The organism is Rhodococcus sp. ARC_M5 (genome assembly GCF_022810405.1).
Lineage (GTDB): Bacteria > Actinomycetota > Actinomycetes > Mycobacteriales > Mycobacteriaceae > Rhodococcoides > Rhodococcoides navarretei.
Genome location: NZ_JALGQE010000025.1, coordinates 24,931 through 51,110 on the forward strand (window position 1 = coordinate 24,931; position 26,180 = coordinate 51,110).

Below are 26,180 nucleotides of genomic sequence, written 5' to 3' on the forward strand. Positions count from 1 at the left end.
AAGCGAGGACATGTTTTGTCAGTCAAAATGGAGCGGAGCCCGTTCATGGTCGACCCTCTCGTTGCAGCCGAGGGTCCGGCCGACCCCCGGCTGGCGCGCTCACGTAACCGGTTGCTCGAAGCGGCGGGCCAGCTGCTGTCCACCGGCGGTGTCGAGGCGGTCACCGTGGAGGCGGTCACCCGCATGTCGAAGGTTGCACGTGCCACTCTGTACCGCCACTTCGGAAGTACCACTGACCTGCTTGCTGCAACCTTCGAGCGACTACTACCCCCAGTCGACACCGATATCGATACCGGTCCGCTACGTGAACGTCTGATTTCGTTGCTCACCACCCAAGCCGACCTCATCGACCAAGCTCCGGTGCAGATGACCACGCTGGCCTGGCTGGCAATGGGACCCGTCAACAGCGGCGACGCCAGCCGGCGCGATCTCGATCCTGGCGCGGTGGTCTCGCTTCGGGCCCGTGTCATAGAGCAATACCGCAGGTCCCTGGATCAGATCCTGACGGCCCCTGACGCTCGCGCTGTACTCGGCGAGATCGACACCACCTTCGCCCTCATTCAGCTCCTCGGACCGATAGTGTTCGCTCGCCTCACAGGACTGCGCCACATCCACGCCGACGACTGCATCCAAATCGTCGACAACTTTCTCGCCGCCCATGCCGCAAGTGTCCGATCGAGCACTTCGCGCGACCACAGCCGTCCACGGCCGGCCGCGACGCTAGACCCGCAGCTCACCGACGGCCAATAAAACTTGATGCGAAATTTCACCATCAATGCGCTATCCAGTCAGGGATCGCAGCGCTCACTGGATACGGCCGGACGTGTGCTCGAGAACTCGGAGTTGCACTGCAGTGCACTTCTGACATCGTGCAGCCGTCTTCTGAAACTGACACGAGGAACGCGAATCGGTCGTAATCTGCTCCAATAATCCGCCCGTTCGACTGTGTTCTGTTGGGAACCCTCTCAACAAAAGTTGAGCAACGCTATGGGGCGTACCAGACTTTCCCGGTCACCCGATCTCGAGCCCTCGAAATTGCTACGTTCTGCCGGTCCGAAGTGACATGGGACACCGATCGTTGCAGGGGAGCGAGAATGCACGTAGAAGCACTGTTCGGAGATGGTTCGTTGCGTCCGGTCTGGCCGCACGCGGATGCACTGATCACCAGCGAATGCCCGGGGCTTCGCTTCGCCGGCAAGTACGCCGACGTCGTCGCTCTGAGCAACGGTGATCCGACCGCGTTGCGGCCGTTCGTCGACGAGGACACCCGACGCCGGGTGGCGAGCATGGCACCGCCGCGCACCGACACGGCGCTGGTGTTCGGAGCCAACGGATTCCTCGGCGCGCACCTGATCGGCCGACTCACTCGTGATTCCGCCGTCGAGGTCGTCTATGCGATGGTGCGCCCCACCGAGGAGGAGACGGCGTTCGAGCGCCTGCAGCGCACCTTCGACCAGTACGAGATCGAGGTCGACGCCGACAAGATTCGCATCGTCGAGGGCACTCCCACGACGTTCCGGTTCGGTCTCGACAAGGCTGCCTACTTCGATCTTGCTGCCGGAGTGGGGCAGATCTTCAATTGCGCCAGCTCGACCGACTACACCGAGAGCTATGCCGATCTGCGCGACGACTGGTTCGTGAGCGTCCTGCGCATTCTCGAATTCAGCATCACCTCCACGCGTAAGCACCTCACCTACGTGGGCAGCATCGGAGCTCACCTCTACCAGAAGCCCGAGGATTTTCGCCGCCCGGATTCGTGGTGGTACTCGGGCTACGCGCAGATGAAGTGGGTCAACGCAACGCTTCTCGGGTGGCTCTCGATGTCGGACACCTACTCCGTCACCCTGTGCGAGGCCCCCTACATTCTCGGAAGTACCGAACTCGGCCGTGATCCCGGACGGGTGTACAGCTTCTGGCGCATCATCGAACTGGCCATCGCCGCCGGTGCCATCTGGGACGGCCCGGGAATGAACTACGTTCCGGTGGACGTGATGTGCGACGTCATGGCCGGCAATGCGCTGCGCAGTCACCCGTTGACGCGGCTCCTACCGAGCAACCCCACCGGTTACGGCCACGACCTCTACGCCGAGCTGCTCGGACTCGACCTGGTGAGCTGGGACGAGTTCAAAGAGCGCGTCAGTTCGCGCATTTCGCCTCGATTTGCCGAGACGATGCTGGCCGACAACATCGATCAGCTGATGCGCCTGGTGCACAAGCCCGAGGCGATACTCCCACTCGACCACGACATCTCGTGGTGCGACCACCGCCGACTGTTCGAGCTCTATTTCGAGAAAGCACAGCTCAAGACGCTCACGCCCGCCGCCGTCAACTGACGTGGCAGACGGATTCGAGCCCACCTCGGTGCGCCTACGGGACGTACCCATCGGCCGCGAGGTGACCAACGGCGTTCTCTCGCTCGGCTTCTACGTGGTGTGTGGGCTGATCGGACTGCTGCCCGGCCCGGTGCGGAACTGGGCAGCGGATGCCTTCGTGACCTGGTCGGAGAGCGTCGACGAACAGCGGCACAGCTGATGTCGTGGTGTCGGTGGGCCCTCGGCCTCGCTGCCGCGACGGCAGCTCCGTTCGCGCTGTTCGTCTACTGGCGAACCCGGTTCTTCTTTCGCGATCCGCATCGAGTACCGCCCGCCGATCCGCGAGCGGTACTGGCTCCTGCGGACGGCTTCGTCACGTACGTCAAACGAGTGGAGGCAGGCAGTACCGCGTTCGCAGTCAAGAAGGGGCGAACCATTGCCCTCGACGAGATCGCCGGCGTCGCCGAAGCCGACAGCGGGTACCTCATCGGCATCTACATGTCCGAATACTCGGTACACCGCAATCGAATTCCGATCTCGGGCATCGTCAGGATGCGCCGACACCGATCTGCGGCACCGTTCAACAAGTCGATGGCCCGGGTCGGGGCCAATCTGCTGACGCGGCGAACTCCCTACGACGTGGGCTGCGACTACCTGCTCACCAACGAACGACTCACCGTGTCGATCGAGCACGCGTGCGGAGCCGTGGTGACGGTGACGCAGATAGCCGACCTGTGGGTCAATCGCATCGTTGCGCACATCGCGGTGGGCGACACCGTCGAGCGCGGCGAGCAGTACGGAATGATCCGCTTCGGTTCTCAGTGCGACGTGTTCGTGCCCGACGCACTCGTCGACGAGATCACTGTCCGGCCAGGCAATTACGTGTTCGCCGGCGAGACGACGGTGGTGCGTTCACCGATCCTCGTCGACGGCAGACAACCGAGCGAAGAGGAACGATGATCACGATCGAAGAGGTCGACGGCAAAGCCGGTTGGCGTGAATTCGAGTCCGTCTCGGACCTGGTCTACCAGGGCGATCCGTACCGCCTACCCGACGAGTCGATGGACCTGGGCCGAATTCTCATCGCACCGCCGCCCTCGGTTGCCGCCACCCGCGTCACGAAAGCATTTCTGGCTCGCGAGAACGGGATTGCCGTCGGTCGCGTCGTGGCCATCCACGATCTGTCGTTCACCGAGTACACGGGGGAGCCGATCGGCTTCTTCGGCTTCTACGAGGCGGTCGACGATCACGACGTCGCCGAAGCGCTGCTCGACGCTGCGGCGCACTGGCTTTCGGCGCGCGGACTCGCGACGATTTCCGGGCCCTTCGGTCCGTCGATGTTCTACAGCGCAGGCATCGTCGTCGACGAGGTCCCGGCGCTGCCCCTGGTGGGGATGCCGCACAATCCGCTCTACTACGCGGCCCACTTCGAGAAGTGGGGTCTGATGGCGGTCAAGGACTTCTACAGTTACCTTTTCGACGACCCGTGCATCATCTACAACGACCCCAAATACGCGCGGCACATGCAGATCTTCGAGAAGATCAAGGCGCGATCCGAGGTGACGTTCCGGTCGATGAAATACCGGACGTTGCGACGCGACGCGAGCATCGTGCGGGATCTCTACAACAAGACGTTCGTGAACTTCTGGGGCTTCTCGCCGCTGTCCTACACGGAACTGTTCGAGTTGCTGAAGATGATGCTTCCGGTCATCGATCGTCGGCTCACCCTGCTGGCCGAACTCGACGGCAAGCCCGTCGGCTTTCTGATGGGAATCCCGGACGTCAATCAGGCCGCCGCGAAGGCGTCGCACCTGAAGTCGCGCTGGGCACGAGACCTGGTGACGCTGTGGCACGTCAAGCGTCCGGGTCGCACGGAGGTCATCGACGGAGTGCGGGTGGACATGCTGTTCGTCGATCCGGATTGCCCCGATCGAGCCGTGTCCTCTCTGCTGATCATGGAGATGTCGGTGCGTATGCGCGATCTCGGGTTCACGCGCGTCGAAGCGGCTCCCGTGCTCGACGACAGTCCGTGGATGAAGGGCTCGGTCCTGTCCCGGACGAAACTCGCTCCGCACCGCACGTACCGCATCTTCAGCCGGGAGTTGACGTAGATGACCGACACGATCTCGCGAATCGACCCGCAGGTGAGCTGCGGAAACATCGGCGACCGGTGGGGTCGACTGGTCGCGCGGCGACGCTGGGTGGTGCTGGCGATCTGGACGCTGCTGGCGGTGGGATCCGCGATTCTGTACCCAGCGCTGCAGAACTCCCTGGTGGGGGCCAACTTCTCCGTTCCCGGAACCGAATCCAGCCGCGCCGACCAACTGGTCGAGCAGCATTTCGCGTCCTTCGGCTCGGAACAGCTCGTCGTCACGTTCACCTCGGATTCGGTGGACAGCCGGAACCCGGCCTTTCGCGCACGGGTGGCCGAGGTCGTCTCGTCACTGAGGCAGTCACCGGACGTACTGCGTGTCGTCGACCCCTACGAGAGCGCAGGATTCGTCCCGACGATCTCCGACGACGGGACCTCGGCGCTCGCATTCGTCGGCATCGGCGGAGAGGCCAGCGATCGGATCGCAGTGGCCGAACGCGTGCAGGAGATGATCGGCGGTGCGTCCGGTGATGGCGTCGAGGTGGCGGTGACGGGCTACTCGCCGATGACCGTCGATCTCACCCGCGTCGAATCCGAGGACGCCGTGCGGGCCGAGAGCATCGGTCTGCCCATCGCTTTCGTGGTGCTGGTTCTGGCGCTGGGTTCCGTGGTCGCGGGCATCGTGCCGCTGGTCACCACCGGAATCGGAGTGCTGGCGGCGTTCGGCATGTTCGCGTTGCTGTCCAACGTGATGACCTTCGATGTTCTCGTCACCACGGTGGCGGCGATGTTCGGTCTGGGTCTGGGAATCGACTACGCACTCTTCATCGTCAGTCGGTTCCGGGAGGAGATCGGGCGGGCCGGACCCGGTGAAGATTCGGACAGGACCGAGCGCGCGGTGGGGGCGGCCATGGGCACCGCCGGACACATCATCGTCATCTCCGGTCTGGTCGTGTTGATCGCACTCGGAGCCCTCGCGATCGTCGATGTCCCTGCGGTGCAGAGCATCTCGTTGGTCGTCGCGCTCACCATCGCCACCGTCGTCGTGGTCGCGTGGACCCTGCTGCCGGCACTTCTCGCGGTGCTGGGAACGCGCATCGGGGCCTGGTCGCTGCCGCGACGATTCCAACCTCCCTCGGTCGACGAGCACGACGCCGCAGTTCCCACGTGGTGGTCGCGGTGGGCGCAGCACGTCATCGAGCGCCCCTGGCGTTACACGGTCGCATCCGCCGCCGTCCTCATCGTCTGCCTGGTTCCCATCGGTTCGATCTCGTACGGGGTCGATCTCGGTGCCGAGGCGCTGAGCGCGGAACCGTCCGGACGAGCCAACACGGTCCTGACCGAGAAGTTCGCGCCCGGCACCATCTCGCCCATCACCATCGTGTTCACCGGCGAGGACGACAGTCCATTGGGACCGCAGCAGATCGCCACGGTCGACGCGTTCGCGAACTCCGTGCGCGGAGACGATCGCGTCGCCTACGCGTTGGCGCAACCCGAGGGCGGCCGGTCGTTGCTGATCGTGGTCCCGTCGGTCCCGATCGACTCGACGGAGGCCGCCGACCTCGTCGAAACCCTGCGTTCTCAGGCAGTTCTCGCCGGTGACGTGGACGGCACCAGCGTGTCCGTGGGCGGTACCACCGCGCTGGTGGTCGACGCATCCGAGGAGATCTCCGGCAAGTTCGTCTGGGTCGTCGCCGCGGTACTGGCCTTTTCTCTCTGTTACTTGGCCGTCGTGTTTCGCAGCGTGGTGATCCCGCTCAAGGCCGTCGCCATGAACCTGCTGGTCACCGGGGCAGCGCTGGGTGCCACCGTCGCCGTCTTCCAATGGGGTTGGGGTTCGAGCATTCTCGGCTTCGAGAGCCCGGGTTACATCCAGGTGTATCTACCGGTGACGGTGTTCGCCGTGGTCTTCGGTCTGTCGATGGACTACGAGGTGTTCCTCATCGGCCGTATGCGAGAAGTGTTCGTGCGGGGAGCGAGCAACGACGTCGCCGTCGTCGACGGCATCGAACACACCGCCAGGCCGATCACCGCCGCCGCCGCAATCATGATCGCCGTGTTCGCCAGCTTCCTCACCGCAGACGTGCTCGAGCTCAAACAGTTCGGCTTCGCTCTTGCCATCGCGGTGCTGTTCGACGCCGTGCTGGTGCGCATGATGCTGGTGCCGGCGATGATGAAGCTCTTCGGCGAGCGCAACTGGTGGCCCGGTACGCGGAATCGTCAGGTGGTCGGCAACTGAGCCGACGCCAGCAGCGAGCCGTCCGCGCCGCGGATCTCGATCTCGGTGACGTCGCCGCGAAGTACCGCCGCGTTCATGCGGCATTCGATGGTGACGTCGCTACCGAGAAACGTGCCGGACGGGAGTTCGGTGCCCCACCGATCGACGAGGACGACCTCGTACGGGCCTCGATCGGACACGCCGTCCATGTCGAGGAACGTCTCGGTGCCCCACGTGTGCGCAACGAGGCCGCCCTCGATGTCCACGCTCGGCATGCTCGTGGTGAAAGCGACCTGCTCGTAGGCACCCAGGGTTCCCGGAGGTCCGGTGATCGCGGCCGGTGGATCCTCGGGTTGCGGTCGAGAGGCGTCGATACCGAGCACGACGCCGCTGCCGACGACCAGCCCCGCGATCGCGGCGGCGGCCGCCAGGCCGGCCGATCTGCGCGGTCCACGTGTCCGCTGGGGTGGCCACGCAGAGCCGGGTGACGTACCCAGAACTCGGGCGCGGAGGTCGGGTGACGTCGATGCTTCGAGCCACGGTTCGGTCGGACCGCGACGACCGAGAGTCCCGGTCAGCGCGCGCAGTTCGGCGATGTCCCTGTCGACGGTGGGATCGGATGCTGCGAGCTCGCGTAGCTCGGCGGCCTCGGTGTCGTCGAGGTCGTCGCCGACGGCAGCGGCGATCAGTTCGGCTCGGCGATCGTCTCGGGCGTTCATGCTTCCTCCTGTCCGTCGAGATGGTCTCGCAGCGCCCTCAGTGCGTAGAAGGCGCGAGTGCGCAATGTTCGTACGGCAACGCCCGTCGACTCGGACAGTTCCGCATAGGTGGTTCCCGCCAGGTGCACCGCAACGACGACCTGCCGATGATCGGGAGAGAGAAGGGCGAGCGCGGCGATGATGCGCAGTCGCTCGTCCACGTCGGGACTGGTGTCACGCGAGATCGCGACCGATCGTCGGTCGAGGTCCTCGATCCTTTCCGACGCCGGCTTCGGCATTCTGCTCAGAGACCGTTGGACGTCGACGATCACATTGCGCTCGATGGCGAACAGCCAGGTACGCAGCGCTCCTCGGCTGGGCTCGAATCGGGACCGGGCCCGCCATGCGCGAAGGAACGTCTCCTGGACGCAGTCCTCGGCAAGCGCTCGGTCGCGCAGTGCGTTGACGGCGAAACCGAGCATGGCCGACGCATGCTCGTCGTACGCGGCAGCGACGTCGAAGTGCAGTTCGATCACGCTCCCGATGCTCATGACAGTGACTACGTCGACGGACCCCCGGACGTTCATATCCGAGACTGGAGTATTTCTTTACCGAATTTTGAACATCGTGGCATCGACCGTCGTACACCTCTGCACGGGCTCGCCTGCCCGATGCTCCCACGGAAGGCCCACGAGATGACCAGACGCTCGATCACCCGCCCGACCATGTCCGTCCGCGGCACCGCCACCGCAGTCGTCGGCGGCACGGCCGCTGCACTGATGCTGTTCACCGCGGCCCCGGCCGGTGCCGATACCCCCGTTGCCGAACCGGACTCGTTCACCAGCGCGTTCACCGCGATGGCAACTCCCGACCAGGTGGTGAACGGCGACGGTGTCGCCACTCCGGGCCAGCCGGGCGCGACGGGCACGTTCACGCTGCGCATCAATTCCGATCTCGACATCGTCTGCTACGACATCGCGCTCGACGGCGTCACCGGCGATTACATGAGCCCGGCCAAGACCGCCACGCACATTCACGAGGCGGCGGCGGGTGCTGCGGGACCTCCGCGTCTGGCGTTCCCGAACCCGACGCCGATCGGTGACGGCCCACGTTCGAGCACCGGCTGCATGCAGGGACCGTTCACCACCGGCCTGACGCCGGCCGGTGCCGACGCCGACAGTGGAACCGGATTCACGCTGGACCAGATCGAAGCAAATCCGGCGGGCTTCGCGGCCGACACCCACACCGTCGACTTCGTGGCCGGAGCGGTACGCGGACAGCTGACGCAGATTCCGGTCGGCTCCGTCGCCACCGGAGGTGGCGGTTCGGCTCTGGCCGCGGCGTCCGATTCGGCCTCCAGTAATGCGGTGCCCGTCGTCGGCGCGGTTGCCCTCGGCGCAGTAGTCCTGGGTGCAACGGCGATCGCGGGAGTGACGTTGGTTGCTCGCCGCAGCGGAACGGCACGCAGCTGAGATCTCGGCTCCTGGTTGCTGTTACGGCAGTGGTGGTGGTGACGGGCTGTACGTCCGCACCGCCGCCATCTGCCGCACCATCACCACCTGCCGCACCAACACCTACCTCGGTACCACCTGCCGCACCAGCGACCGAGTCCTCGACCGCTGGAGATTTGCCGGGACCGGGCCCGACGGCGGATTTCGCGGCGCAGGCACCGACCCGGCTCAGCGTCGAGGCCATCGACCTCGACGAGCCGTTGATCGGCCTCCATCTCACCGAGAACGGCGAGATGGAGGTGCCGAGCGACTACGACGACGTCGGGTGGTTCACCGGCGGCGGCAGACCGGGCGTGATCGGTAGTCCTACCGTGCTGGCCGGGCACGTGGATTCCACGACCGGTCCCGCAGTGTTCGATCGGTTGTCGGAGCTTCGACCGGGAGATGTCGTGACGGTGGGGGACGGGACGGGTGGTCGAGTCGACTACCGCATCGATCGGGTCGGCGACTACGGCAAAGTGGAGTTCCCGACGGTGCAGGTCTTCGGGGCGGTGCCCACCGACGAGATCAGGCTGATCACGTGCTCGGGCGACTTCGACGCCTCGGTGGGCAGTTACGAGCGCAACCTCGTCGTCTACGGAGTGCGGCAATAGCCCAGCGTTTTGGAGTTGACGCGGAGGATGTTGTAACCTGAACAACGGTTCGGATCACGAGTGCTCGCACTCCGGTCCAGACCGCCCAATCAAGTTCTACCCAAGACCGTTGGTCACCGCCTTCTCGAAGGATTCACTTCCGGGAGTTGCGCGGTTGAAGGTCCGAGATCGTGTCGGACGGCCCACGCAGGAGAACGAGGTAGGGAACCTGTCTGCAGTCCTCGCGACTGCCTGCTCGTTCACGCCCCGTGTGCTTCTTGCGCCGGGGCGTTCGTCGTTTTCCGGCCCTCTCGCGATCGACACAACTTCCCACGAGAGGAGGCGAAGTATGGCAAAGCCCGAAAAGGTCTCAGCAGTATCGGAGATCACCGAACAGTTCAAGGGTTCGACGGCTGCCGTCGTCACGGAATACCGTGGCCTGTCGGTGTCCGGTCTGACTCAGCTCCGGCGTGCGCTCGGCGAAGGTGCCACGTACTCCGTCGCCAAGAACACCCTGGTCAAGCGCGCAGCGGCCGAGGCAGGTATTACCGGCCTCGACGAGTTGTTCGTCGGACCGACCGCCATTGCATTCATCAAGGGCGAGCCGGTCGACGCAGCGAAGGCCATCAAGGCCTTCGCGAAGGACAACAAGGCCTTGATCGTCAAGGGCGGCTACATGGACGGCGCAACGCTGTCCGTGGAAGAGATCAACAAGATCGCAGACCTCGAGTCGCGCGAAATCCTGTTGGCCAAGCTCGCCGGCGCCATGAAGGGCAACTTGTCGAAGGCTGCAGGCCTGTTCAACGCTCCCGCATCGCAGTTCGCGCGTCTGGCGTTCGCGTTGCAGGAGAAGAAGGCTGCCGGCGCACCCGCCGCAGCCGAGGCACCTGCAGAAACAGAAGCACCGGCGGAAGCTCCCGCCGAAAGCTGATCCGCTGGTATTGGCGTACAGCTCAGCTCCACACCATCAACACCATGCCGCGGATCAGCGGTTAGGTACTTACAGGAAGGACCCGCCACCATGGCGAAGCTCAGCACCGAAGAATTGCTCGACCAGTTCAAGGAGCTCACTCTCCTCGAGCTCAGCGAGTTCGTGAAGGCATTCGAGGAGACCTTCGAGGTCACCGCAGCTGCCCCCGTCGCCGTTGCTGCTGCAGGCGGCGGCGCAGCCCCCGCCGAGGCTGCTGAAGAGCAGGACGAGTTCGACGTCGTCCTCGAGTCGGCCGGCGACAAGAAGATCCAGGTCATCAAGGTCGTCCGTGAGGTCGTTTCCGGCCTGGGCCTGAAGGAAGCCAAGGATCTCGTCGAGAGCGCTCCGAAGGCAATTCTGGAGAAGGTTGCCAAGGACGCAGCCGACGCCGCCAAGGAGAAGCTGGAAGCTGCCGGCGCGAAGATCTCCGTCAAGTAGGACCGCTTCGTTGCAGTCGTGCTTCGTGCTCTGAACGCACGAGCGCAAGAAGGGCCGTTCCCACCTCGGTGGGACGGCCCTTCTTCTGTTCTCGGACACCGCACGGGGTGCACCGTTGTGATCGATCACGGACTCCTGCAAATCGCGTGACACCGGCCTTGTGCCCCTGTTTACTCGGTTTCGCCGAAGTCCAAAGCATTCCGAAGGGTTTCGGCGGTCATTGTTTGTGGCGTGTCACAGCTTTGTGACGCAGGGACTTGTCACAGTTCTGGCGAGTCGCCGACCGTGTCGCGTGAGATGAGCCACACTGATGCAAGCTCTACAGCCTGACTCGGGGAAGTTCTTACTGGGCGGTAAGCTCCCGTGTCGGTGCGGACACGTGCATGGGATACAGTGACACAACCCACATCCGGGTCGATGTGTACGAATTGTGGAGGTCAGCGTGGGAGTCGAGGTTTCGGTCGAGGGATTGACCAAGTCTTTCGGGGTACAGAAGATCTGGCAGGACGTGACGTTGACCCTGCCGAAGGGTGAGGTCAGTGCGCTCCTCGGTCCTTCCGGTACCGGCAAGTCGGTCTTCCTGAAGTCCTTGATCGGCCTCCTGCGTCCCGAACAGGGCAAGATATTCATCGACGGAACCGACATCCTGCAGTGCTCCTCCCGTGAGCTCTACGAGATCAGGAAGCTCTTCGGGGTGCTGTTCCAGGACGGCGCACTGTTCGGCTCGATGAACCTCTACGACAATGTCGCGTTCCCGCTCCGCGAGCACACGAAGAAGTCCGAGTCCGACATCCGCAAGATCGTCATGGAGAAGTTGGAACTGACGGGTCTGCTCGGTGCCGAGGACAAGCTGCCCGGCGAGATCTCCGGCGGTATGCGTAAGCGCGCCGGTCTCGCCCGCGCTCTGGTTCTCGATCCCGAGATCATCCTGGTCGACGAGCCGGACTCCGGCCTCGATCCCGTTCGCACTACGTACATCTCGCAGACCCTGATCGACATCAACGCCGAGATCGACGCCACGATCCTGATCGTGTCGCACAACATCAACCTCGCTCGGACGGTGCCCGACAACATCGGCATGCTCTTCCGTCGCCAGCTGGTCATGTTCGGCCCCCGCGAGGTGCTCCTGACGAGCGACGAGCCGGTAGTCAAGCAGTTCCTCAACGGAACGATGATCGGTCCGATCGGCATGTCGGAGGAGAAGGACGAGGCGCAGATGGCGCAGGAGCAGGCCATGGTCGACGCCGGCCACCACGCCGGCGGCGTCGACGACGTCGAAGGCATCGTGCCGCAGATGAAGGCCACTCCCGGAACTCCGGTGCGCGAAGCCGTCGGGCGTAGGCAGGAGCGCGTCCGCCAGATCATGCACACCCTGCCGCACAATGCCCAGGTTGCGATCCAGGAAAGCCTCGACACCACCGACCCGGGTCAGCGTTACCCCGCGTATGCAGACCAGCAGCAGGGTTACGACCAGCAGGGTTACGACCAGCAGGGATACGACCACCAGGGTTACGACCACCAGGGTTACGACCACCAGGGTTACGACCAGCAGAGTTACGACCAGCAGAGTTACAGCGGGCAAGGTCATGATCAGCAGGGCTACCAAGCTCCAACACAAGGTCGGGGTCAATAGCAGACATGGGGGGATCGAAGAAGTCCACGTTCGCTCCGGCGAGCGCCGCTCTGACACAAGCCGGCAATATCGTCGAACTGTTCGTCGAGGTGGTTCGCAACACCTTCCGTAGGCCGTTCCAGTTCCGCGAGTTCATCGAGCAGGCCTGGTTCATCGCCAGCGTCACGATTCTGCCGACGGCGCTCGTCGCCATTCCGTTCGGCGCGGTCGTGGCGCTGCAGACCGGATCGCTCATCAAGCAGCTCGGTGCCGAGTCGTTCACGGGTGCGGCCAGCGTGCTCGCGGTCATCCAGCAGGGCAGTCCGATCGTGACCGCACTGCTGGTGGCCGGCGCTGCCGGTTCTGCTGTGACTGCAGACCTCGGCTCGCGCACCATCCGCGAGGAGATCGACGCCATGCGAGTGCTGGGTATCGACCCGGTACATCGTCTCGTCGTTCCCCGAGTGCTCGCGATGATCCTCGTCGCACTTTTGCTCAACGGCCTGGTCTCGGTCGTCGGCATCGCCGGCGGTTACTTCTTCAACGTGATCCTTCAGGGCGGCACCCCCGGTGCATATCTGGCGTCGTTCTCGTTTTTGGCCCAGCTGCCGGATCTGTATGTCGCCGAGGCGAAAGCAGCAATCTTCGGACTCATCGCGGGCATCATCGCCTCCTACAAGGGCCTCAATCCCAACCCCGGACCCAAGGGCGTCGGCGAGGCAGTGAACCAGACGGTTGTCATCACGTTCCTGCTGCTCTTCTTCGCCAACCTCATCCTGACCCTGGTCTATCTCCAGGTCGTCCCAGCGAAGGGAGCGTAACCGCGATGACGATCGCAAGAGGTCGCGGTGACCGCACGCTGATGCGCGTCAAGCGCGTCGGCAACGCCCCGCTCAACGTGCTCGACCGCGCAGGCGAGCAAATGTCGTTCTACCTGCGGGCCATCGGGTGGATTCCCAAGACCGCAGTGCATTACAAGAAGGAGGTGCTCCGCCTGCTGGCGGAGGTCACCTTCGGCAGCGGTGCGCTCGCCGTCATCGGTGGGACCATCGGCGTGATCGTGATGATGTCCGGCTTCACCGGCATCGTCGTCGGTCTACAGGGCTATGCAGCCCTCGAACAGCTCGGTAGCTCCGTGCTCACCGGATTCCTGTCCGCGTACGTCAACACCCGTGAGATCGCGCCGATTGTCGCAGGACTGGCACTCTCGGCCACCGTCGGCTGTGGTTTCACCGCCCAGCTCGGTGCCATGCGAATCTCCGAGGAGATCGACGCGCTCGAGGTGATGGCCGTACCCAGCGTGCCGTTCCTCGTGACCACCCGCATGATCGCAGGCTTCGTGGCCGTCATCCCGCTGTACATCGTCGGGCTGTTGGCGTCGTACGTCGCATCCCGAGGGATCAGCACCATTTTCAACGGGCAGTCCACGGGGTCCTACGACCACTACTTCAACCTCTTCCTACCTCCGGAAGACGTGTTGTATTCGTTCTTGAAGGTGCTGATATTCGCCTTCGTCCTGATCATGATCCACTGCTATTACGGCTACCACGCCTCTGGCGGACCTGCCGGTGTCGGCGTCGCAGTGGGCCGTGCCGTTCGTACCGCGATCGTCACGATCGCCGTACTGGACTTCTTCTTGAGCCTCGCCATCTGGGGCACGACCACCACAGTGAGGGTTGCGGGATGATCGACTCGCCGTCGCGACTGAAGCGAGTACTCCTCGGTTTGGCGTTCTTCCTGGTGCTCATCCTGTTCCTGGGGTGGAGCATCACGTCCTACAACAAGACGTTCAAAGATGTGGTGAAAGTCAGCCTCGAAACCGACTCGGTCGGCAACGCGCTGCCGATGAACGCGGATGTCAAGGTGCGCGGAATGATCGTCGGCGAGGTGCGCTCGGCGTCCACCGTCGACGGCGTCGTGACCTCGCAGCTCGCCATCGATCCGGACAAGGCACCGCTGATTCCGTCGAACGTGACGGCACGGTTGCTTCCCAAGACACTGTTCGGTGAGCGCTACGTCTCGTTGATCGTGCCCGAGAACGATGCGGCGTCGCCGATCTCCGAGGGCACGGTCCTCAAACAGGACACCAGCGGAAACGCCATCGAGGTCGGGCAGTTGCTCGACGGCTTGCTTCCACTGCTGCAGGCGATTCCGCCACAGGATCTGGCGAACACCCTCGGGTCGTTGGCGCAGGGCCTCAGCGGGCGCGGTGAGCAACTGGGCCAGACCATCGACAACCTGACGAACATCGTGTCGGGTCTGAACACGGAGTTGCCGAACATCCAGCAGACGTTGGTCGGGCTGGCCGACTTCTCGCAGACCTACGCAGACGCGGCACCGGACTTGGTCTCGGCGCTGGACAACTTGCGGACGACGGGCAACACCGTGGTCGAGCGGCAGTCCAGCCTCGACACGCTGTACGGCTCCCTGACCTCGGCGTCGTACACCACTGCGGACTTTCTACAGACCAACTCCGAGAACCTGATCGGATTGGCCGCGAACTCTCGGGAAGCGCTCGAGCTGCTGGCCGAGTTCTCCCCGACGTTCGGCTGCACGTTCACTTATTTCGCCGAAGGTGCCAGGCGCGGAAAAGTCGTACTCGGTGAGGGCGACGAGTACCCCGGCATCAACGTCTCCGCACCGTTCGTCAACCCGAAGGGTCGTTACTTGCCGAACCAGGACGAGCCGCGCTTGTTCGACGATCGCGGAGCCACCTGTTTCGAGCCCGCGGCGCCGGGGGAGTTCTTCCCGCAGTATCCGGGAGGCTCGATCAACGACGGTTCCTACCAGGTGCCGACCCGGAACCCGGGCCCGCAGGTGATCGAAGGACAGGGACCACCGAAGTCTGCCCAGAGTTCCATCGTTCCCGCCGTCTCCGCATCCGCGCAGCCGGCGAGCTACGAGGGCTCCGACTTCGAGCGCGACACTCTGGCCGTGATCTACGGACAGGCGAGTGGTGTTGCACCGGACAGTATTCCGTCGTGGGCGGCCGCTATCGGCGCACCGGCACTGAGAGGAGTGGAGGTGACCGTGCCATGAGAGGCCTTCTCGCGCCGATCATCAAGTTGGTCGTGTTCGCCGTGATTACGATCATTGCTACGGCCACCCTTGCCTTCACCATCGCCAATTCCAGCGGCGGCGGCGGCACCAAGTTCTCGGCTGTGTTCACGGACGTCACGTCTCTCAACGAGGGCGACGAGATTCGTATCGCGGGCGTTCGTGTCGGCCAGGTCGACAAGATCGAGATCGCCAACGAGCGCGAAGCCAAGGTGGACTTCACTCTGAGCAGTCGTGATTGGCTCCCGGCCAGTTCGACGGCGACCATCCGATTCCGGAACCTGGTGGGCCAGCGCTACATCGCCATCGAGCAGGGTTCGGGAGATCAGGGTCGGAAGATCACCGACGGTGCCACCATTCCGTTGGAGCGGACCAAGCCTGCGGTGAACCTGACCACGCTCTTCGACGGCTTCCGCCCGCTGTTCACCACGCTCAGCTCCGATGACGTCAACAAGCTGTCGTACCAGATCATTCAGGTGTTCCAGGGGGAGTCGGGCACCATCAACGAACTGGTCACCAATACGGCGACCCTGACCAACACCGTCGCCGACAAGGATCAGGTCATCGGGCAGGTCATCACCAATCTGAACAACGTGTTGGAGACGGTGAACCAGAACGACGGGCAGCTCGACAGCCTGATCGTCAACACGCAGCAGCTCGTCTCGGGCCTGTCGGCCGACCGTGGTGTCGTCGGCTCCGCCGTGACGTCGCTCGCCGGCCTGACCAACGCGACCGCCGACCTGCTCGAGCCGACCAGGCCGTCGATCCAGGGTTCGGTGACTGCGTTGAACACGTTGGCCGAGACAGTCAACCGACGAAGCGACGACGTGGACACGGTCCTCGGAATTCTGCCCGTCAAACTCGAGAAGCTCATTCGCACGGCCCAGCAGGGATCCTGGTTCACCTTCTATCTGTGCGGTATCGACATCGTCGCCGGACCGGGTAGTTCGCCGAATCTGAATCTGCCGACCGGGCTGCCGACCGTCAACCAGCCGCTGTACACGAACTCCGCAGCGCGTTGCAAAGCTGGGGGGATCAAGCAATGAAATCTCGTCGTAGTCCGGCCACCATCGGTGCGCTAGGTATCGCAATCATCCTGCTCGCCACGATGTCGGTCTTCTTTCTCGACCGGCTCCCGATCATCGGTGCGGGTTCGGTGTACACCGCCGAGTTCAGCGAGGCAGCAGGGCTCAAGCCGCCCAACGAGGTCCGTATCGCGGGCGTGAAGGTCGGCAAGGTCACCGATGTGCGTCTCGACGGCGACCGGGTGCTCGTGGACTTCACGGTCAAGGACGCCTGGGTCGGCAACGAGTCGCGAGCGGCCATCGCCATCAAGACTGTGCTGGGGCAGAAATATCTGGCGCTCGACCCGAGCGGTCCGGAGACGTTGAGCCCCAAGGACCCGATTCCGCTCGAGCGCACCACGTCCCCGTACGACGTGATCGACGCGTTCTCCGCTGCGGCCTCGACCATCAGCGACATCGACACCGATCAGCTGGCGACGAGCATGCGGACCCTGTCCGAGGCGTTCTCCGAGACGCCTGCGAACATCCGTGCCTCGCTCGACGGTGTGACTCGGTTATCGCAGACCGTGGCCAGCCGTGACGAGGAACTGAAGAAGCTGTTCGAGGCCACCGGCGAGACCTCGAAGGTGCTGGCCGACCGCAACGAGCAGTTCAACCAACTGATCACCGACGCGGGCCCGCTTCTCGAAGAGCTCAACAATCGGCAGCAGGCCATCTCGCAGCTGCTCACCGGCACTCAGCGAGTGTCGCAAGAGCTGACCGGCCTGGTTCGCGACAACGAGGCCACCATCAACCCGATGTTGCAGCAGCTCAACGGCACCATCGAGATCCTGCAGCGCAACAACGACAACCTCGACCGTGCGCTGAAGCTGTACGAACCGTTCATTCGGCTGTACACGAATCTGACCGGCAACGGCCGGTGGATAGACATCACGCTGGCAAACCTCACACCGCCCGGAGTTCCGTTGATACCTGGTTACCGCCAGCCCTCGCTCGATACGTTGGCGGGGAACTGATGACAGACACGCAAACAGCACCGAGAAGCAAGAACAAGCTCGCGCTGATCGCCGTCGTCGTGACCGTGGCGCTCGTCCTCGCGGTCGCCGGCTGGTGGCTGTTCACCAGGGCCGGAACGACCAAGATCACCGCCTACTTCGACAAGTCGATCGGCATCTATTCCGGCTCGGAGGTGCGCGTGCTTGGCGTCAAGGTCGGTACGGTCGACTCCGTGACGCCGCAAGGCGAAGACGTGGAGGTCGTCCTCCGCGTCGACCGTGGGGTCGACATTCCTGTGGACGCAAAGGCCGTGCAGGTCACCCCGTCGCTCGTCGCCGACCGCTACGTCCAGGTTTCACCCGCCTACACCGGCGGCGACACCATGGCCGACGGCGCGACGATCGGTCGCGATCGAACCGCAACACCCGTCGAGGTCGACGAGCTGTACAAGTCCATCGACGACCTGTCCACCGCCCTCGGTCCGGACGGCGCGAACAAGGACGGCGCTCTCACAGATCTGGTCAACACCGGTGCAGCCAACCTCGACGGCAACGGTGAAGCGTTGGGCAACAGCATCACCCAGCTCTCGGCCGCCGGTCGAACGTTGAGTGACTCGCGCACCGACGTGTTCGACACGATCAAGAACCTGCAGACGTTCGTCAGCGCCTTGGCCGTCAACGATCAGCAGGTACGCAACTTCAACACCCAGTTGGCCGACCTGACCGGTTTCCTGTCGGGGCAGCGAGAGGACCTCGGAGCTGCACTCCAACAGCTGTCGGTCTCGCTCGGCGACGTGGCGACGTTCGTCGCGGACAACCGGACCCAACTGACCGATGCCGCGAACGGTCTCACGGTTCCGACGCAGACACTCGCCGACAACCGCGAGCAGCTGGTGCAAACGCTCACGTTGCTGCCGCTGGCCATCAGCAACCTGGTAAACGCCTACGACGCCGAGTCGGGAACGCTCGCCACGCGCGCCAATCTCCAGAACGAGACCCAGGATCCGCTCGGCACCCTGTGTCAGCTCATCGATCTCGGAAAGCTGGTTCCCGGTGATCCGCGCTTCGAAGCACTCGGTGCGCAGATTCAGCCGATCATCGATCAGTGCTCCAACATCACCACGATGATCCAGGCCCCGATCAAAGACCAGAACCGGATCGTGCTGCCGTTCGGCGTTCTCACCAACGACATCGAGCAGAACGTGTCCGTGCCGGGCACCGTGCCTGGCGTCGTCTCGCCCAGGCTCGGAAACAGCTCGATGCCCGGACTGGAGCAGTCGTACATCGGAGGTGGGGGACAGTGAGAGCCTCTGTGAATCGGAATCGAGCTCGAGTGAAGCGTTCTTTGGTGGTCGGAGCCGGTGCGTGCGTGGTGGCGCTGTCGGCCGGAGCATGCTCGTCGGCCGGCATCTACGCGATACCGCTGCCCGGCGGTGCCGACGTCGGTGAGAACCCGTTGAACCTGACGGTGCAGTTCGACGACGTACTGGACCTCGTCCCGCAGTCGACCGTGAAGGTCGACGGCGTCTCGGTCGGCCGCGTCGACTCGATAACGGTCCCGAACGACGGCTGGACCGCCGACGTCAACGTCATCTTGAATTCCGACGTCGACCTTCCGGCCAACGCGATCGCATCGGTGCAACAGACCAACCTGTTGGGCGAGAAGTTCGTGCAGCTCTCGGCACCTCCTGGCGACGAGGAAGCAGCGCGTCTGCAGGACGGGGCCACGATCCCGCTCGATCGCACCCGCCATGCCACCGATATCGAACAGGTACTCGGTGCGCTCTCGCTGCTGCTCAACGGCGGCGGTGTCGGGCAGCTCTCGCCGATCGTCAAGGAACTGAGCACGGCGTTCGACGGTCGCGAAGGCAGAACCAAAGAGCTTCTGCAGCAAGCGAACACCCTCATCGACGGCCTCAACCAGCAGCGTGACGACATCACCCGCGCCATCGACGGGCTGGACACTCTCAGCGGCCGCGTCAACACGCAGACCGACAAGATCGACGCAGTGCTGAAGGATTTGCCGATCGCCACCGAGGTTCTCGAGCAGCAGCGCCCGCAGCTGACCGAGATGCTCGGAGCGCTCGACCGTCTCGGAGCCGTCGGCACCGACGTGATCGACCGTTCCAAGGACGATCTCATCGCGGACCTGCGGGCACTACGCCCCACGCTCCAGGCCCTGGCCGATTCGGCGGACGACGTGGTGAGCTCGCTCGCGGTGATCCCCACCCTGCCGTTCGCGGACGGCACCGAGAAAATCATCGAGGGCAACTCGGCGAACCTGTTCCTTTCGCTCGACCTGTCGATCGGAACTGCGTTGCGCAACTTCGGCGTCGGGGAGGGCGATCCGGTCTACATCCAGCCCAAGTACGGCAACACGCTGCCCGTCGTCGACCCGTCGAATCCGTACTACAACGGCAACGGACCGCGCCCGGGTTGGCCGACGATCTCGCTGCTGCCGTTGCCGCCGATCATCCCGTCACCGGTTCCCGGCCCTGGTGCACCTGCGAACGAGCAGGCAGCGGCGGCCGCCGCGCCCGCACCGGCCGATCCGTTCGCACCGTTGAACGATCTGCTCGAGCGATTCGGAGTTGGACAGTGAGATCGAGACTGGTTCGCATTCAATTGGTCCTCTTCGTCGTGGTCGCCGTACTGGGGTCGGTCTATGTCGGTGCCAAGTACGTGCGACTTGACAACATGCTCGGCTTCGGGCAGTACCAGGTCGATCTGAACCTCGCCGATTCCGGTGGCATCTTCTCCAACGCCGAGGTCACCTACCGAGGTGTCCCGGTGGGAACCGTCGGAGATCTGGAACTGACCGAGGACGGCATCCGAGTCGCGCTCATGCTCGACAACGGTGGCCCCGACATCCCTGCCGACACCAAGGCCGTCGTGGCCAACCGATCGGCAATCGGTGAGCAGTACGTCGACCTGCAGCCCGAGACCGATCAGGGCCCGTTCCTGGTCGAAGGGTCACAGATTGCGCAGGCCGACACCACCACGCCGGTGCCGGTGGAAGAGGTTCTCGCCAACACGAACACGCTGGTTCGGTCGGTACCGCTGGAGACGTTGACGCGAGTCGTCAACGAGCTCGGCGTCGCATTCGACGGTAAGGGCAACGATCTCGCTTCTCTCGTCGATTCGCTCGGGAACATCTCCGAGGCTGGAAACGAGGCCCTGCCGCAGACGCTCGCGTTGGTTCGCGATGCGGTGCCGGTGCTGAACACGCAGTCCGAGCAGTCGGACCTGATTCGACAGTTCAGTACCAGCCTGGACGAGGTGACGGCTCAGCTGAAGTCGAGCGATCCGGACATCCGTCGCCTGATCGATACCGGTACTGCGGCGGGCGACCAGCTCGGTGGCCTCATCACCGATGCGGGTCCTGCTCTGACGACCGATATCAACAACCTGGCCCTGGTTGCTGCTCAGGCCGAACCTCGGTACGTTGCGCTTCGTCCGTTCCTGACGTTCCTGCCTGCACTCGGTGCCGGTATCTCGACGATCGTCCCGGACGACGGCACGATCCATCAGGGTCTGTTGCTCGAAACCAACAACCCGCCGCCGTGCACCGTCGGCTACGAGGGCAGCCAGGCGATCCTGGACGAGGAGAAGCGGAAGAATCCGAACTTCGACGAGACGCGGGAGAACTACCCGCTGAACCTCGATGCGAACTGCGCTACGCCGCAGGGCAGCGTCACCGGTGTTCGTAGCGCGAACCGAATCGTGTTCGCCGATCCGGACGTGCCGCAGCCGTGGGACCTCAAGCCCAAGGTCGATCCCGAGAAGCTGAACCTCAACCCCATTGCCACCCAGTTGGCACCGCTGATCGGCGTCACGCCGAAGTAGTGAAATCGGTGGAACTGCTGCTCAGCACTATCGTCGGGCCGAGAGTGGTTCGGCCGGATATTACCGAGTAGTAGGGTGGAAAGTGTGAACTCGAGCACCGAAGCCCTGGAGTCCTCAGCGACTCCAGGGCGTAACAAGACCGCGAAAATCCTCTTTGCCGTCGTCACGGTGATCGCCGTGGCGGCCCTCGCAGCGGCCGTGTTCTTCGGATACGGCTGGGGCAATGCGTTGCTGAGTCAGAAGCCCACCGCGGACACCCGCGACTCTGCTCTCACCGGCGCTCAGCAAGCGGCCGTCAACCTCAACACTGTCGACGCGGCCAACATCGACCAGTCGTTCGACAACATGAAGTCGTCCATCACCGGCGACCTGATGCTCAACGACCTCGAGCAGACGCGGTCGGGTATCACCGACCAGGTTCGTCAGTCCGGTGCCAAGAGCGACGCCGAGGTGCTGCACGGAACGTTGACCGAGCTGAGCACGGACGAGAACACCGCCACCGCTCTCGTGGTCATCGCGACGACCACTACCTGGCCCGACCGCATCGAGCGCAGCAAGCTGACGATGAGCCTGGCCATGGAAGAGATCGACGGGGTGTGGAAGACCAACAAGGTCGACCCGATCGGTTCGCGGATCTCGCTCGACAACCCCAGCACCAACCCCGTCATCCCGAACGAACCGGGCGGCCCCGCCGATCCGAATGCCGCCGATCCGAATGCGGCCGACCCCGGTACGGACGCGACGCCTGCTCCCGAGCCGGACTCCGGCGGTAACTGAGAATCTGGCAGTGGTGTTTTCCGTCTGTACCGAAGTGAGTTTCGAAGGAGTTCTGTAGTGCCTCCCCAGCGTCGCAAGATCGTTCCACCCACCACCACCAGCAAGGTTCGACGCAAGGTGGCCGGCACCGGGAAGCCGACTGCAGCCGACACCGACACGGCGTCGACCGACGCCGAGGGATCGGCGGCCGCCGAGTCGCAGGCCGTTACGACGCCGACCGAGCCGGTTCTCGACAAGCCCGCAACCGACAAGCCTGTGACCGAGAAGCCGTCACTCGCGAAGTCTTCGGTCGACAAGCCTGCAACCGACAAGTCTGCAACCGAGAAGCCTTCGGTCGACAAGCCTGCAACCGACAAAACTGCAACCGAGAAGTCTTCGGTCGACAAGCCTGCAACCGACAAGTCTGCAACCGAGAAGCCTTCGGTCGACAAGCCTGCAACCGACAAAACTGCAACCGACAAGTCTGCAACCGACAAGTCTGCTGCCGACTCCATCGCAAGCGCCTCGTCCTCCGGACCGGTGTCGGGTATCGGCTACAAGCACGTGATCGTCGTCGCGGTGATTGCCGTGGTGCTCGGCGCGTTCGCTGCCGTTGCCGCGTTCAAGCCGTTCGCCACGATCGACAATGCGGCGTGGGTGGATTCCGCGGCCACCCAGGAGGTCACTTCGGCTGCGACCGATGCGCTGCAGACCCTGTACACGTACAAGGCCGAGACGATCGATGCCGATTTCGATGCGGCCCGCGCTGTTCTCAATCAGTCGATGCTCGACGAGTTCAACTCCACCGCTGAGACAACCAAATCTGCTGTGGTGCAAACGAATACGGGTACCGAGGCCATGGTGACGGACATCGGTGTCACGCGGTTGGAGGACGACAAGGCCGAGCTGCTCGCCAATGTGAACATCAGCGCTACGCAGAACGGCGTCGCGTCGGGCAGCGCCGAGGGCCCGTTGACGGTGAACATGGAGAAGGTCGACGGCTCCTGGAAGCTCTCGGCCATCGACGATCAATAGTCGCTCCAACCAATAGCTCGATCAGGCCCCGTTCGACGCAGAAGCCCTGCGCGGACGGGGTTTTTTCGTATCGTTTTCGGCCGTCTCTCACCGACTTCGGGCCGAGCTACCATCGCGTTTGCGTCCTGGTTGGGACGAGCCCTGGTTGTTCGGGACAACCATTTTCACGCTCGGACAGCCAGGGGTGGATCCGATGAAAACGGAGCATGCTGGTCATGACTGACACAACTATCGATTTTTCCGTGCTGGAATCCCGGTCCGGTCGATCGGGCTTTGCCGAGCACGTCAATCCCGAACTGTACCGCTTGTTGTCTGCGCTGAACCTGGATCGCGAGTACGTGCGCGGCGACGGGACGGTCCTGTTCGACGCCTCGGGCCGACGCTATCTCGACTTCGCGGGGGCGTACGGAGCCCTTCCGTTCGGGCACGGTCCCACTCCGATCTGGCAGGCGGTCAACGACGTTCGCTGCAGCGGGGAGGCAATTTTCGTGCAGCCCTCGGTGCTGAGCGCGGCCGGTGAATTGGCAGATCGGTTGGGGCGCTTGGCCCCCGAGGGGTTGACGCGAACGACGTTCGTCAACAGTGGTACCGAGGCGACGGAGGTCGCGCTCAAGATCGCCCGAGCGCACACCGGGCGGCTGGGTGTGCTGACCACCGCGAACAGTTTCCACGGTAAGACCCTCGGTGCCTTGTCTGCGACGGGAAACATCAAGTATCAGAACGGTTTCGGCGCTCCGGTCGAGGGATTCGATCATATCGAGTTCGGGGATTCGGATGCGCTCGACGCGGCCCTGGCGGCAGCACCCGGGCATTATGCAGTGTTTCTGGTGGAGCCGATTCAGGGTGAGGGTGGAGTGGTGTGCCCGCCCGACGGATACCTGCGCCGCGTGCGGGAGATCTGCGATCGGCACGGGGTGCTCATGGCACTCGACGAGGTGCAGACCGGGCTCGGCCGGACGGGCCGGATGTTCGCAGCCGAGCACGACGGCGTGGTGCCGGACATTCTTACTCTCGCCAAGGCGCTCGGTGGCGGGATCGTGCCGGTGGGCGCGGTGCTGAGCCGCCCGGAGTTGGTGGGGGAGAGCTTCGCGCTACGGCACACGTCGACCTTCGCGGGGAACGCGTTGGCTGCACGGGTGGGTATCGCGGTACTCGAAGAACTGACTCGGGACGGCTGCGCGGTGGTGGAGAATGCGGCAGTACTCGGCCATCGGCTGAAGAACGATCTGAGCGCGCTGGCCGAGAAGTATCCGTCGGTGGTCACCGAGGTACGCGGCCGCGGACTGTTGCTGGGCATCGAACTCACCGCGGACGTGAACTTCGTCGGACGGCAGTCGCTGCTCGGATCGATCGCAGATCAGCACAACCTCTCCGCGGTGATCTGCTCGTACCTGCTCAATGTCGAGGGGATCCGAGTGGCTCCGACTCTGTTCGGCAACAGGGTGATTCGCATCGAGCCGCCGCTCACGGTGTCCGGGGTGCAGTGCTCGCGTCTGGTCGCAGCACTGGACCGGGCGTTGGGCTACGCGGCAGCGGGAGACATGGACGGATTGTTCGGGCACCTGTTGGGCCGTCCGACCGTCGCCACGCCGCCTGCCCTCGCGGCGCTGCGTCCCGGGCGTACCCCCGACATCGCGGTACGGCCCACCGATCGACGTTTCGCGTTCATCGCACATCCCCTCGATCTCGGGTTCTTCGCGGCATTCGACCCGGCGCTCGAGGTGTTCGACGACTCCGAGCGACAGGACTTGCTCGAGCGGTTCGCGGCGTCGACGTCCGAGCTCGAACCCGCGTCGTTCGTCATCGGCAGTGGCCGGGTCGTCGGAGGCGGGGACGCGACGGCGCACGGTGATCTGATCGGGCTGCCGTACACCTCTCAGCAGTTGCTGCAGCTGCCGACCCAGCGTGCGCTGGCAGTGGTGGGCGGTGCCGTCGAGCTGGCGATCTCACGCGGTGCAACGGTCGTCGGGTTGGGCGGTTACTCGTCGGTGATCACCGGCAACGGGTTGGGTCTCGGCGCGACGACGCGTCCCATCGCCACCGGCAACACGTTCACCGCTGCGGCCAGTCTGCGGGCTGTTCGACGCGTGTGCCGTGAACGCGGAATCGATGTCGCGCGGGCTCGAGTGACGATTCTCGGTGCCGCCGGGGCGATCGGGCGAACCATCGGCAGGCAGTTGGCCGGCGAGGTCGGTGCCGTCGTGCTGGTCGGTAGGCAGGGGGAGAGTTCGGTGATCGCTCCCAAGCTGTGGGCGGCTGCGCAGGAGATGGTGGCGAGCGCTCGGGCGGGTGCGGGGTCGGGGGAGCTGGCCGCCGCCGCGCACGCTGTCGACGGTGATCTGGACGATCTGATCAGGTCGCGGCACCTGGAGTTCTTCACCGATCCCGTTGCTGCGGTGCATGATTCGTTGATCGTCATCGCTGCGACGTCGGCACCACATGCGTTGATCGATCCGACGGATCTGATGGAGGGTGCCATCGTCTGCGATGTGGCGCAGCCGCCGAACATCGGCCGGGACGTGCGCAGTGAGCGGCCGGACGTCACGGTGTTCGACGGTGGCATCGTGCAGGTGCCGGCGGGTTCGGATTTCGGGCTGACCTACGGGTTGGCTCCTGGGCTGACCTACGCCTGCATGGCCGAGACGATGCTGATCGCGTTGTCGGGTGAGTTCGGACTGCGGAGTATCGGCGCCATCCTGGACGGCGAGAGCGTCGAACGATTGGGTGAGTTGGCCGATCTGCACGGCTTCGCGCTCGCCGAGGCGACGCGGTGGCGGGAGAGCGCCCGGTAGTCGGCAGGGCGGGGCGCGTCGGTGTCCCCGCCCCGCCTCGCCCCGCCCCCGCCCCCGCCCCCGCCCCTGCCCCCGCCCCCGCCCCTGCCGTCTGCGTCAATGGACCCTTGCATACGTCTCGGCGGTGTGCACCGCTCCCCGGAAGTTGGACTGAGTAATTCAGTTCCGACTACCGGGGAGTTTTGTATGCGTGCACGAAGTTCACTTACCGAGGATCAGCGGGTCGCGGCGGTAGCGTTGTTCGAGGATGG

24 protein-coding genes are annotated in these 26,180 nt (G+C 64.2%); 22 read left to right on the plus strand and 2 right to left on the minus strand.

The features are described 5' to 3' along the window. Nucleotides 1-45: 45 nt before the first annotated feature. From MTX34_RS23940 to MTX34_RS23965, 6 genes are all read left to right on the plus strand, one after another. On the plus strand, nucleotides 46-750 hold the full coding sequence (locus MTX34_RS23940) for a TetR/AcrR family transcriptional regulator (RefSeq protein WP_027498235.1): 705 nt from the start codon (nucleotides 46-48) through the stop codon (nucleotides 748-750). Nucleotides 751-1,094: 344 nt separating this feature from the next. Continuing rightward, a complete protein-coding gene (locus MTX34_RS23945; RefSeq protein WP_094665723.1) occupies nucleotides 1,095-2,333 on the plus strand; it encodes an SDR family oxidoreductase in 1,239 nt (412 codons plus the stop codon). Nucleotide 2,334: 1 nt separating this feature from the next. Next, nucleotides 2,335-2,532 carry a hypothetical protein gene (locus MTX34_RS23950; protein ID WP_027498233.1) on the plus strand — a complete coding sequence of 66 codons (198 nt, stop codon included), beginning with the start codon at nucleotides 2,335-2,337 and terminating at the stop codon, nucleotides 2,530-2,532. Then, the gene (locus MTX34_RS23955) at nucleotides 2,532-3,272 is read left to right on the plus strand and encodes a phosphatidylserine decarboxylase (RefSeq protein WP_068053209.1); all 741 of its coding nucleotides are present in this window, start codon (nucleotides 2,532-2,534) and stop codon (nucleotides 3,270-3,272) included. The genes MTX34_RS23950 and MTX34_RS23955 overlap by 1 nt, the downstream gene beginning before the upstream one ends. Next, a complete protein-coding gene (locus MTX34_RS23960) occupies nucleotides 3,269-4,423 on the plus strand; it encodes a hypothetical protein (protein ID WP_068053212.1) in 1,155 nt (384 codons plus the stop codon). The genes MTX34_RS23955 and MTX34_RS23960 overlap by 4 nt, the downstream gene beginning before the upstream one ends. Continuing rightward, entirely contained in the window at nucleotides 4,424-6,643 is a 2,220-nt protein-coding gene (locus tag MTX34_RS23965; protein ID WP_094665724.1) for an MMPL family transporter, read from the plus strand. Here MTX34_RS23965 and MTX34_RS23970 read toward each other — a convergent pair. Then, a complete protein-coding gene (locus MTX34_RS23970; RefSeq protein WP_027498229.1) occupies nucleotides 6,625-7,341 on the minus strand; it encodes a hypothetical protein in 717 nt (238 codons plus the stop codon). The genes MTX34_RS23965 and MTX34_RS23970 overlap by 19 nt on opposite strands. Beyond that, the gene (locus MTX34_RS23975; RefSeq protein WP_045840763.1) at nucleotides 7,338-7,871 is read right to left on the minus strand and encodes an RNA polymerase sigma factor; all 534 of its coding nucleotides are present in this window, start codon (nucleotides 7,869-7,871) and stop codon (nucleotides 7,338-7,340) included. The genes MTX34_RS23970 and MTX34_RS23975 overlap by 4 nt, the downstream gene beginning before the upstream one ends. A gap of 144 nt (nucleotides 7,872-8,015) precedes the next feature. Here MTX34_RS23975 and MTX34_RS23980 point away from each other — a divergent pair, with 144 nt between their 5' ends. The 16 genes from MTX34_RS23980 (at nucleotide 8,016) to MTX34_RS24055 (ending at nucleotide 25,929) form a co-directional block, all read left to right on the plus strand. Then, complete coding sequence (locus tag MTX34_RS23980; protein ID WP_027498227.1) at nucleotides 8,016-8,792, plus strand: CHRD domain-containing protein; 777 nt, start codon at nucleotides 8,016-8,018, stop codon at nucleotides 8,790-8,792. Nucleotides 8,793-8,947: 155 nt separating this feature from the next. Then, complete coding sequence (locus MTX34_RS23985) at nucleotides 8,948-9,424, plus strand: class F sortase (protein WP_231893840.1); 477 nt, start codon at nucleotides 8,948-8,950, stop codon at nucleotides 9,422-9,424. 328 nt (nucleotides 9,425-9,752) lie between these two features. After that, complete coding sequence (gene rplJ, locus MTX34_RS23990; RefSeq protein WP_008713855.1) at nucleotides 9,753-10,334, plus strand: 50S ribosomal protein L10; 582 nt, start codon at nucleotides 9,753-9,755, stop codon at nucleotides 10,332-10,334. 90 nt (nucleotides 10,335-10,424) lie between these two features. Continuing rightward, a complete protein-coding gene (gene rplL, locus MTX34_RS23995) occupies nucleotides 10,425-10,811 on the plus strand; it encodes a 50S ribosomal protein L7/L12 (RefSeq protein WP_008713856.1) in 387 nt (128 codons plus the stop codon). 442 nt (nucleotides 10,812-11,253) lie between these two features. Then, complete coding sequence (locus MTX34_RS24000; RefSeq protein ID WP_094665774.1) at nucleotides 11,254-12,444, plus strand: ABC transporter ATP-binding protein; 1,191 nt, start codon at nucleotides 11,254-11,256, stop codon at nucleotides 12,442-12,444. Between the two features lie 5 nt (nucleotides 12,445-12,449). Further along, the gene (locus MTX34_RS24005) at nucleotides 12,450-13,244 is read left to right on the plus strand and encodes an ABC transporter permease (protein WP_027498224.1); all 795 of its coding nucleotides are present in this window, start codon (nucleotides 12,450-12,452) and stop codon (nucleotides 13,242-13,244) included. A gap of 5 nt (nucleotides 13,245-13,249) precedes the next feature. After that, nucleotides 13,250-14,110 carry an ABC transporter permease gene (locus MTX34_RS24010; RefSeq protein WP_027498223.1) on the plus strand — a complete coding sequence of 287 codons (861 nt, stop codon included), beginning with the start codon at nucleotides 13,250-13,252 and terminating at the stop codon, nucleotides 14,108-14,110. After that, on the plus strand, nucleotides 14,107-15,462 hold the full coding sequence (locus tag MTX34_RS24015) for an MCE family protein (protein WP_008713865.1): 1,356 nt from the start codon (nucleotides 14,107-14,109) through the stop codon (nucleotides 15,460-15,462). The genes MTX34_RS24010 and MTX34_RS24015 overlap by 4 nt, the downstream gene beginning before the upstream one ends. Next, a complete protein-coding gene (locus MTX34_RS24020) occupies nucleotides 15,459-16,526 on the plus strand; it encodes an MCE family protein (RefSeq protein ID WP_027498222.1) in 1,068 nt (355 codons plus the stop codon). The genes MTX34_RS24015 and MTX34_RS24020 overlap by 4 nt, the downstream gene beginning before the upstream one ends. Then, nucleotides 16,523-17,521: an MCE family protein gene (locus MTX34_RS24025; protein ID WP_008713869.1), complete on the plus strand. Its 999-nt coding sequence runs from the start codon at nucleotides 16,523-16,525 to the stop codon at nucleotides 17,519-17,521. The genes MTX34_RS24020 and MTX34_RS24025 overlap by 4 nt, the downstream gene beginning before the upstream one ends. After that, entirely contained in the window at nucleotides 17,521-18,804 is a 1,284-nt protein-coding gene (locus MTX34_RS24030) for an MCE family protein (protein ID WP_027498221.1), read from the plus strand. The genes MTX34_RS24025 and MTX34_RS24030 overlap by 1 nt, the downstream gene beginning before the upstream one ends. A 29-nt stretch (nucleotides 18,805-18,833) precedes the next feature. After that, on the plus strand, nucleotides 18,834-20,102 hold the full coding sequence (locus MTX34_RS24035) for an MCE family protein (protein ID WP_027498220.1): 1,269 nt from the start codon (nucleotides 18,834-18,836) through the stop codon (nucleotides 20,100-20,102). After that, on the plus strand, nucleotides 20,099-21,346 hold the full coding sequence (locus MTX34_RS24040; RefSeq protein WP_068283782.1) for an MCE family protein: 1,248 nt from the start codon (nucleotides 20,099-20,101) through the stop codon (nucleotides 21,344-21,346). The genes MTX34_RS24035 and MTX34_RS24040 overlap by 4 nt, the downstream gene beginning before the upstream one ends. An 84-nt stretch (nucleotides 21,347-21,430) precedes the next feature. Continuing rightward, nucleotides 21,431-22,123 carry a hypothetical protein gene (locus MTX34_RS24045; RefSeq protein ID WP_094665725.1) on the plus strand — a complete coding sequence of 231 codons (693 nt, stop codon included), beginning with the start codon at nucleotides 21,431-21,433 and terminating at the stop codon, nucleotides 22,121-22,123. A 57-nt stretch (nucleotides 22,124-22,180) separates the two neighbouring features. Further along, nucleotides 22,181-23,137: a hypothetical protein gene (locus tag MTX34_RS24050; RefSeq protein ID WP_094665726.1), complete on the plus strand. Its 957-nt coding sequence runs from the start codon at nucleotides 22,181-22,183 to the stop codon at nucleotides 23,135-23,137. Between the two features lie 215 nt (nucleotides 23,138-23,352). Beyond that, a complete protein-coding gene (locus tag MTX34_RS24055) occupies nucleotides 23,353-25,929 on the plus strand; it encodes an aminotransferase class III-fold pyridoxal phosphate-dependent enzyme (protein ID WP_243611058.1) in 2,577 nt (858 codons plus the stop codon). Nucleotides 25,930-26,180 lie beyond the last annotated feature (251 nt).

Bases quoted from the DNA above. Each gene is read 5' to 3' on its own strand.
- MTX34_RS23940 (WP_027498235.1), top strand. From the start codon at position 46: ATGGTCGACCCTCTCGTTGCAGCCGAGGGTCCGGCCGACCCCCGGCTG.
- MTX34_RS23945 (WP_094665723.1), top strand. From the start codon at position 1,095: ATGCACGTAGAAGCACTGTTCGGAGATGGTTCGTTGCGTCCGGTCTGG.
- MTX34_RS23955 (WP_068053209.1), top strand. From the start codon at position 2,532: ATGTCGTGGTGTCGGTGGGCCCTCGGCCTCGCTGCCGCGACGGCAGCT.
- MTX34_RS23960 (WP_068053212.1), top strand. From the start codon at position 3,269: ATGATCACGATCGAAGAGGTCGACGGCAAAGCCGGTTGGCGTGAATTC.
- MTX34_RS23965 (WP_094665724.1), top strand. From the start codon at position 4,424: ATGACCGACACGATCTCGCGAATCGACCCGCAGGTGAGCTGCGGAAAC.
- MTX34_RS23970 (WP_027498229.1), bottom strand. From the start codon at position 7,341: ATGAACGCCCGAGACGATCGCCGAGCCGAACTGATCGCCGCTGCCGTC.
- MTX34_RS23975 (WP_045840763.1), bottom strand. From the start codon at position 7,871: ATGAGCATCGGGAGCGTGATCGAACTGCACTTCGACGTCGCTGCCGCG.
- MTX34_RS23980 (WP_027498227.1), top strand. From the start codon at position 8,016: ATGACCAGACGCTCGATCACCCGCCCGACCATGTCCGTCCGCGGCACC.
- rplJ (WP_008713855.1), top strand. From the start codon at position 9,753: ATGGCAAAGCCCGAAAAGGTCTCAGCAGTATCGGAGATCACCGAACAG.
- rplL (WP_008713856.1), top strand. From the start codon at position 10,425: ATGGCGAAGCTCAGCACCGAAGAATTGCTCGACCAGTTCAAGGAGCTC.
- MTX34_RS24005 (WP_027498224.1), top strand. From the start codon at position 12,450: ATGGGGGGATCGAAGAAGTCCACGTTCGCTCCGGCGAGCGCCGCTCTG.
- MTX34_RS24010 (WP_027498223.1), top strand. From the start codon at position 13,250: ATGACGATCGCAAGAGGTCGCGGTGACCGCACGCTGATGCGCGTCAAG.
- MTX34_RS24015 (WP_008713865.1), top strand. From the start codon at position 14,107: ATGATCGACTCGCCGTCGCGACTGAAGCGAGTACTCCTCGGTTTGGCG.
- MTX34_RS24020 (WP_027498222.1), top strand. From the start codon at position 15,459: ATGAGAGGCCTTCTCGCGCCGATCATCAAGTTGGTCGTGTTCGCCGTG.
- MTX34_RS24025 (WP_008713869.1), top strand. From the start codon at position 16,523: ATGAAATCTCGTCGTAGTCCGGCCACCATCGGTGCGCTAGGTATCGCA.
- MTX34_RS24030 (WP_027498221.1), top strand. From the start codon at position 17,521: ATGACAGACACGCAAACAGCACCGAGAAGCAAGAACAAGCTCGCGCTG.
- MTX34_RS24055 (WP_243611058.1), top strand. From the start codon at position 23,353: ATGACTGACACAACTATCGATTTTTCCGTGCTGGAATCCCGGTCCGGT.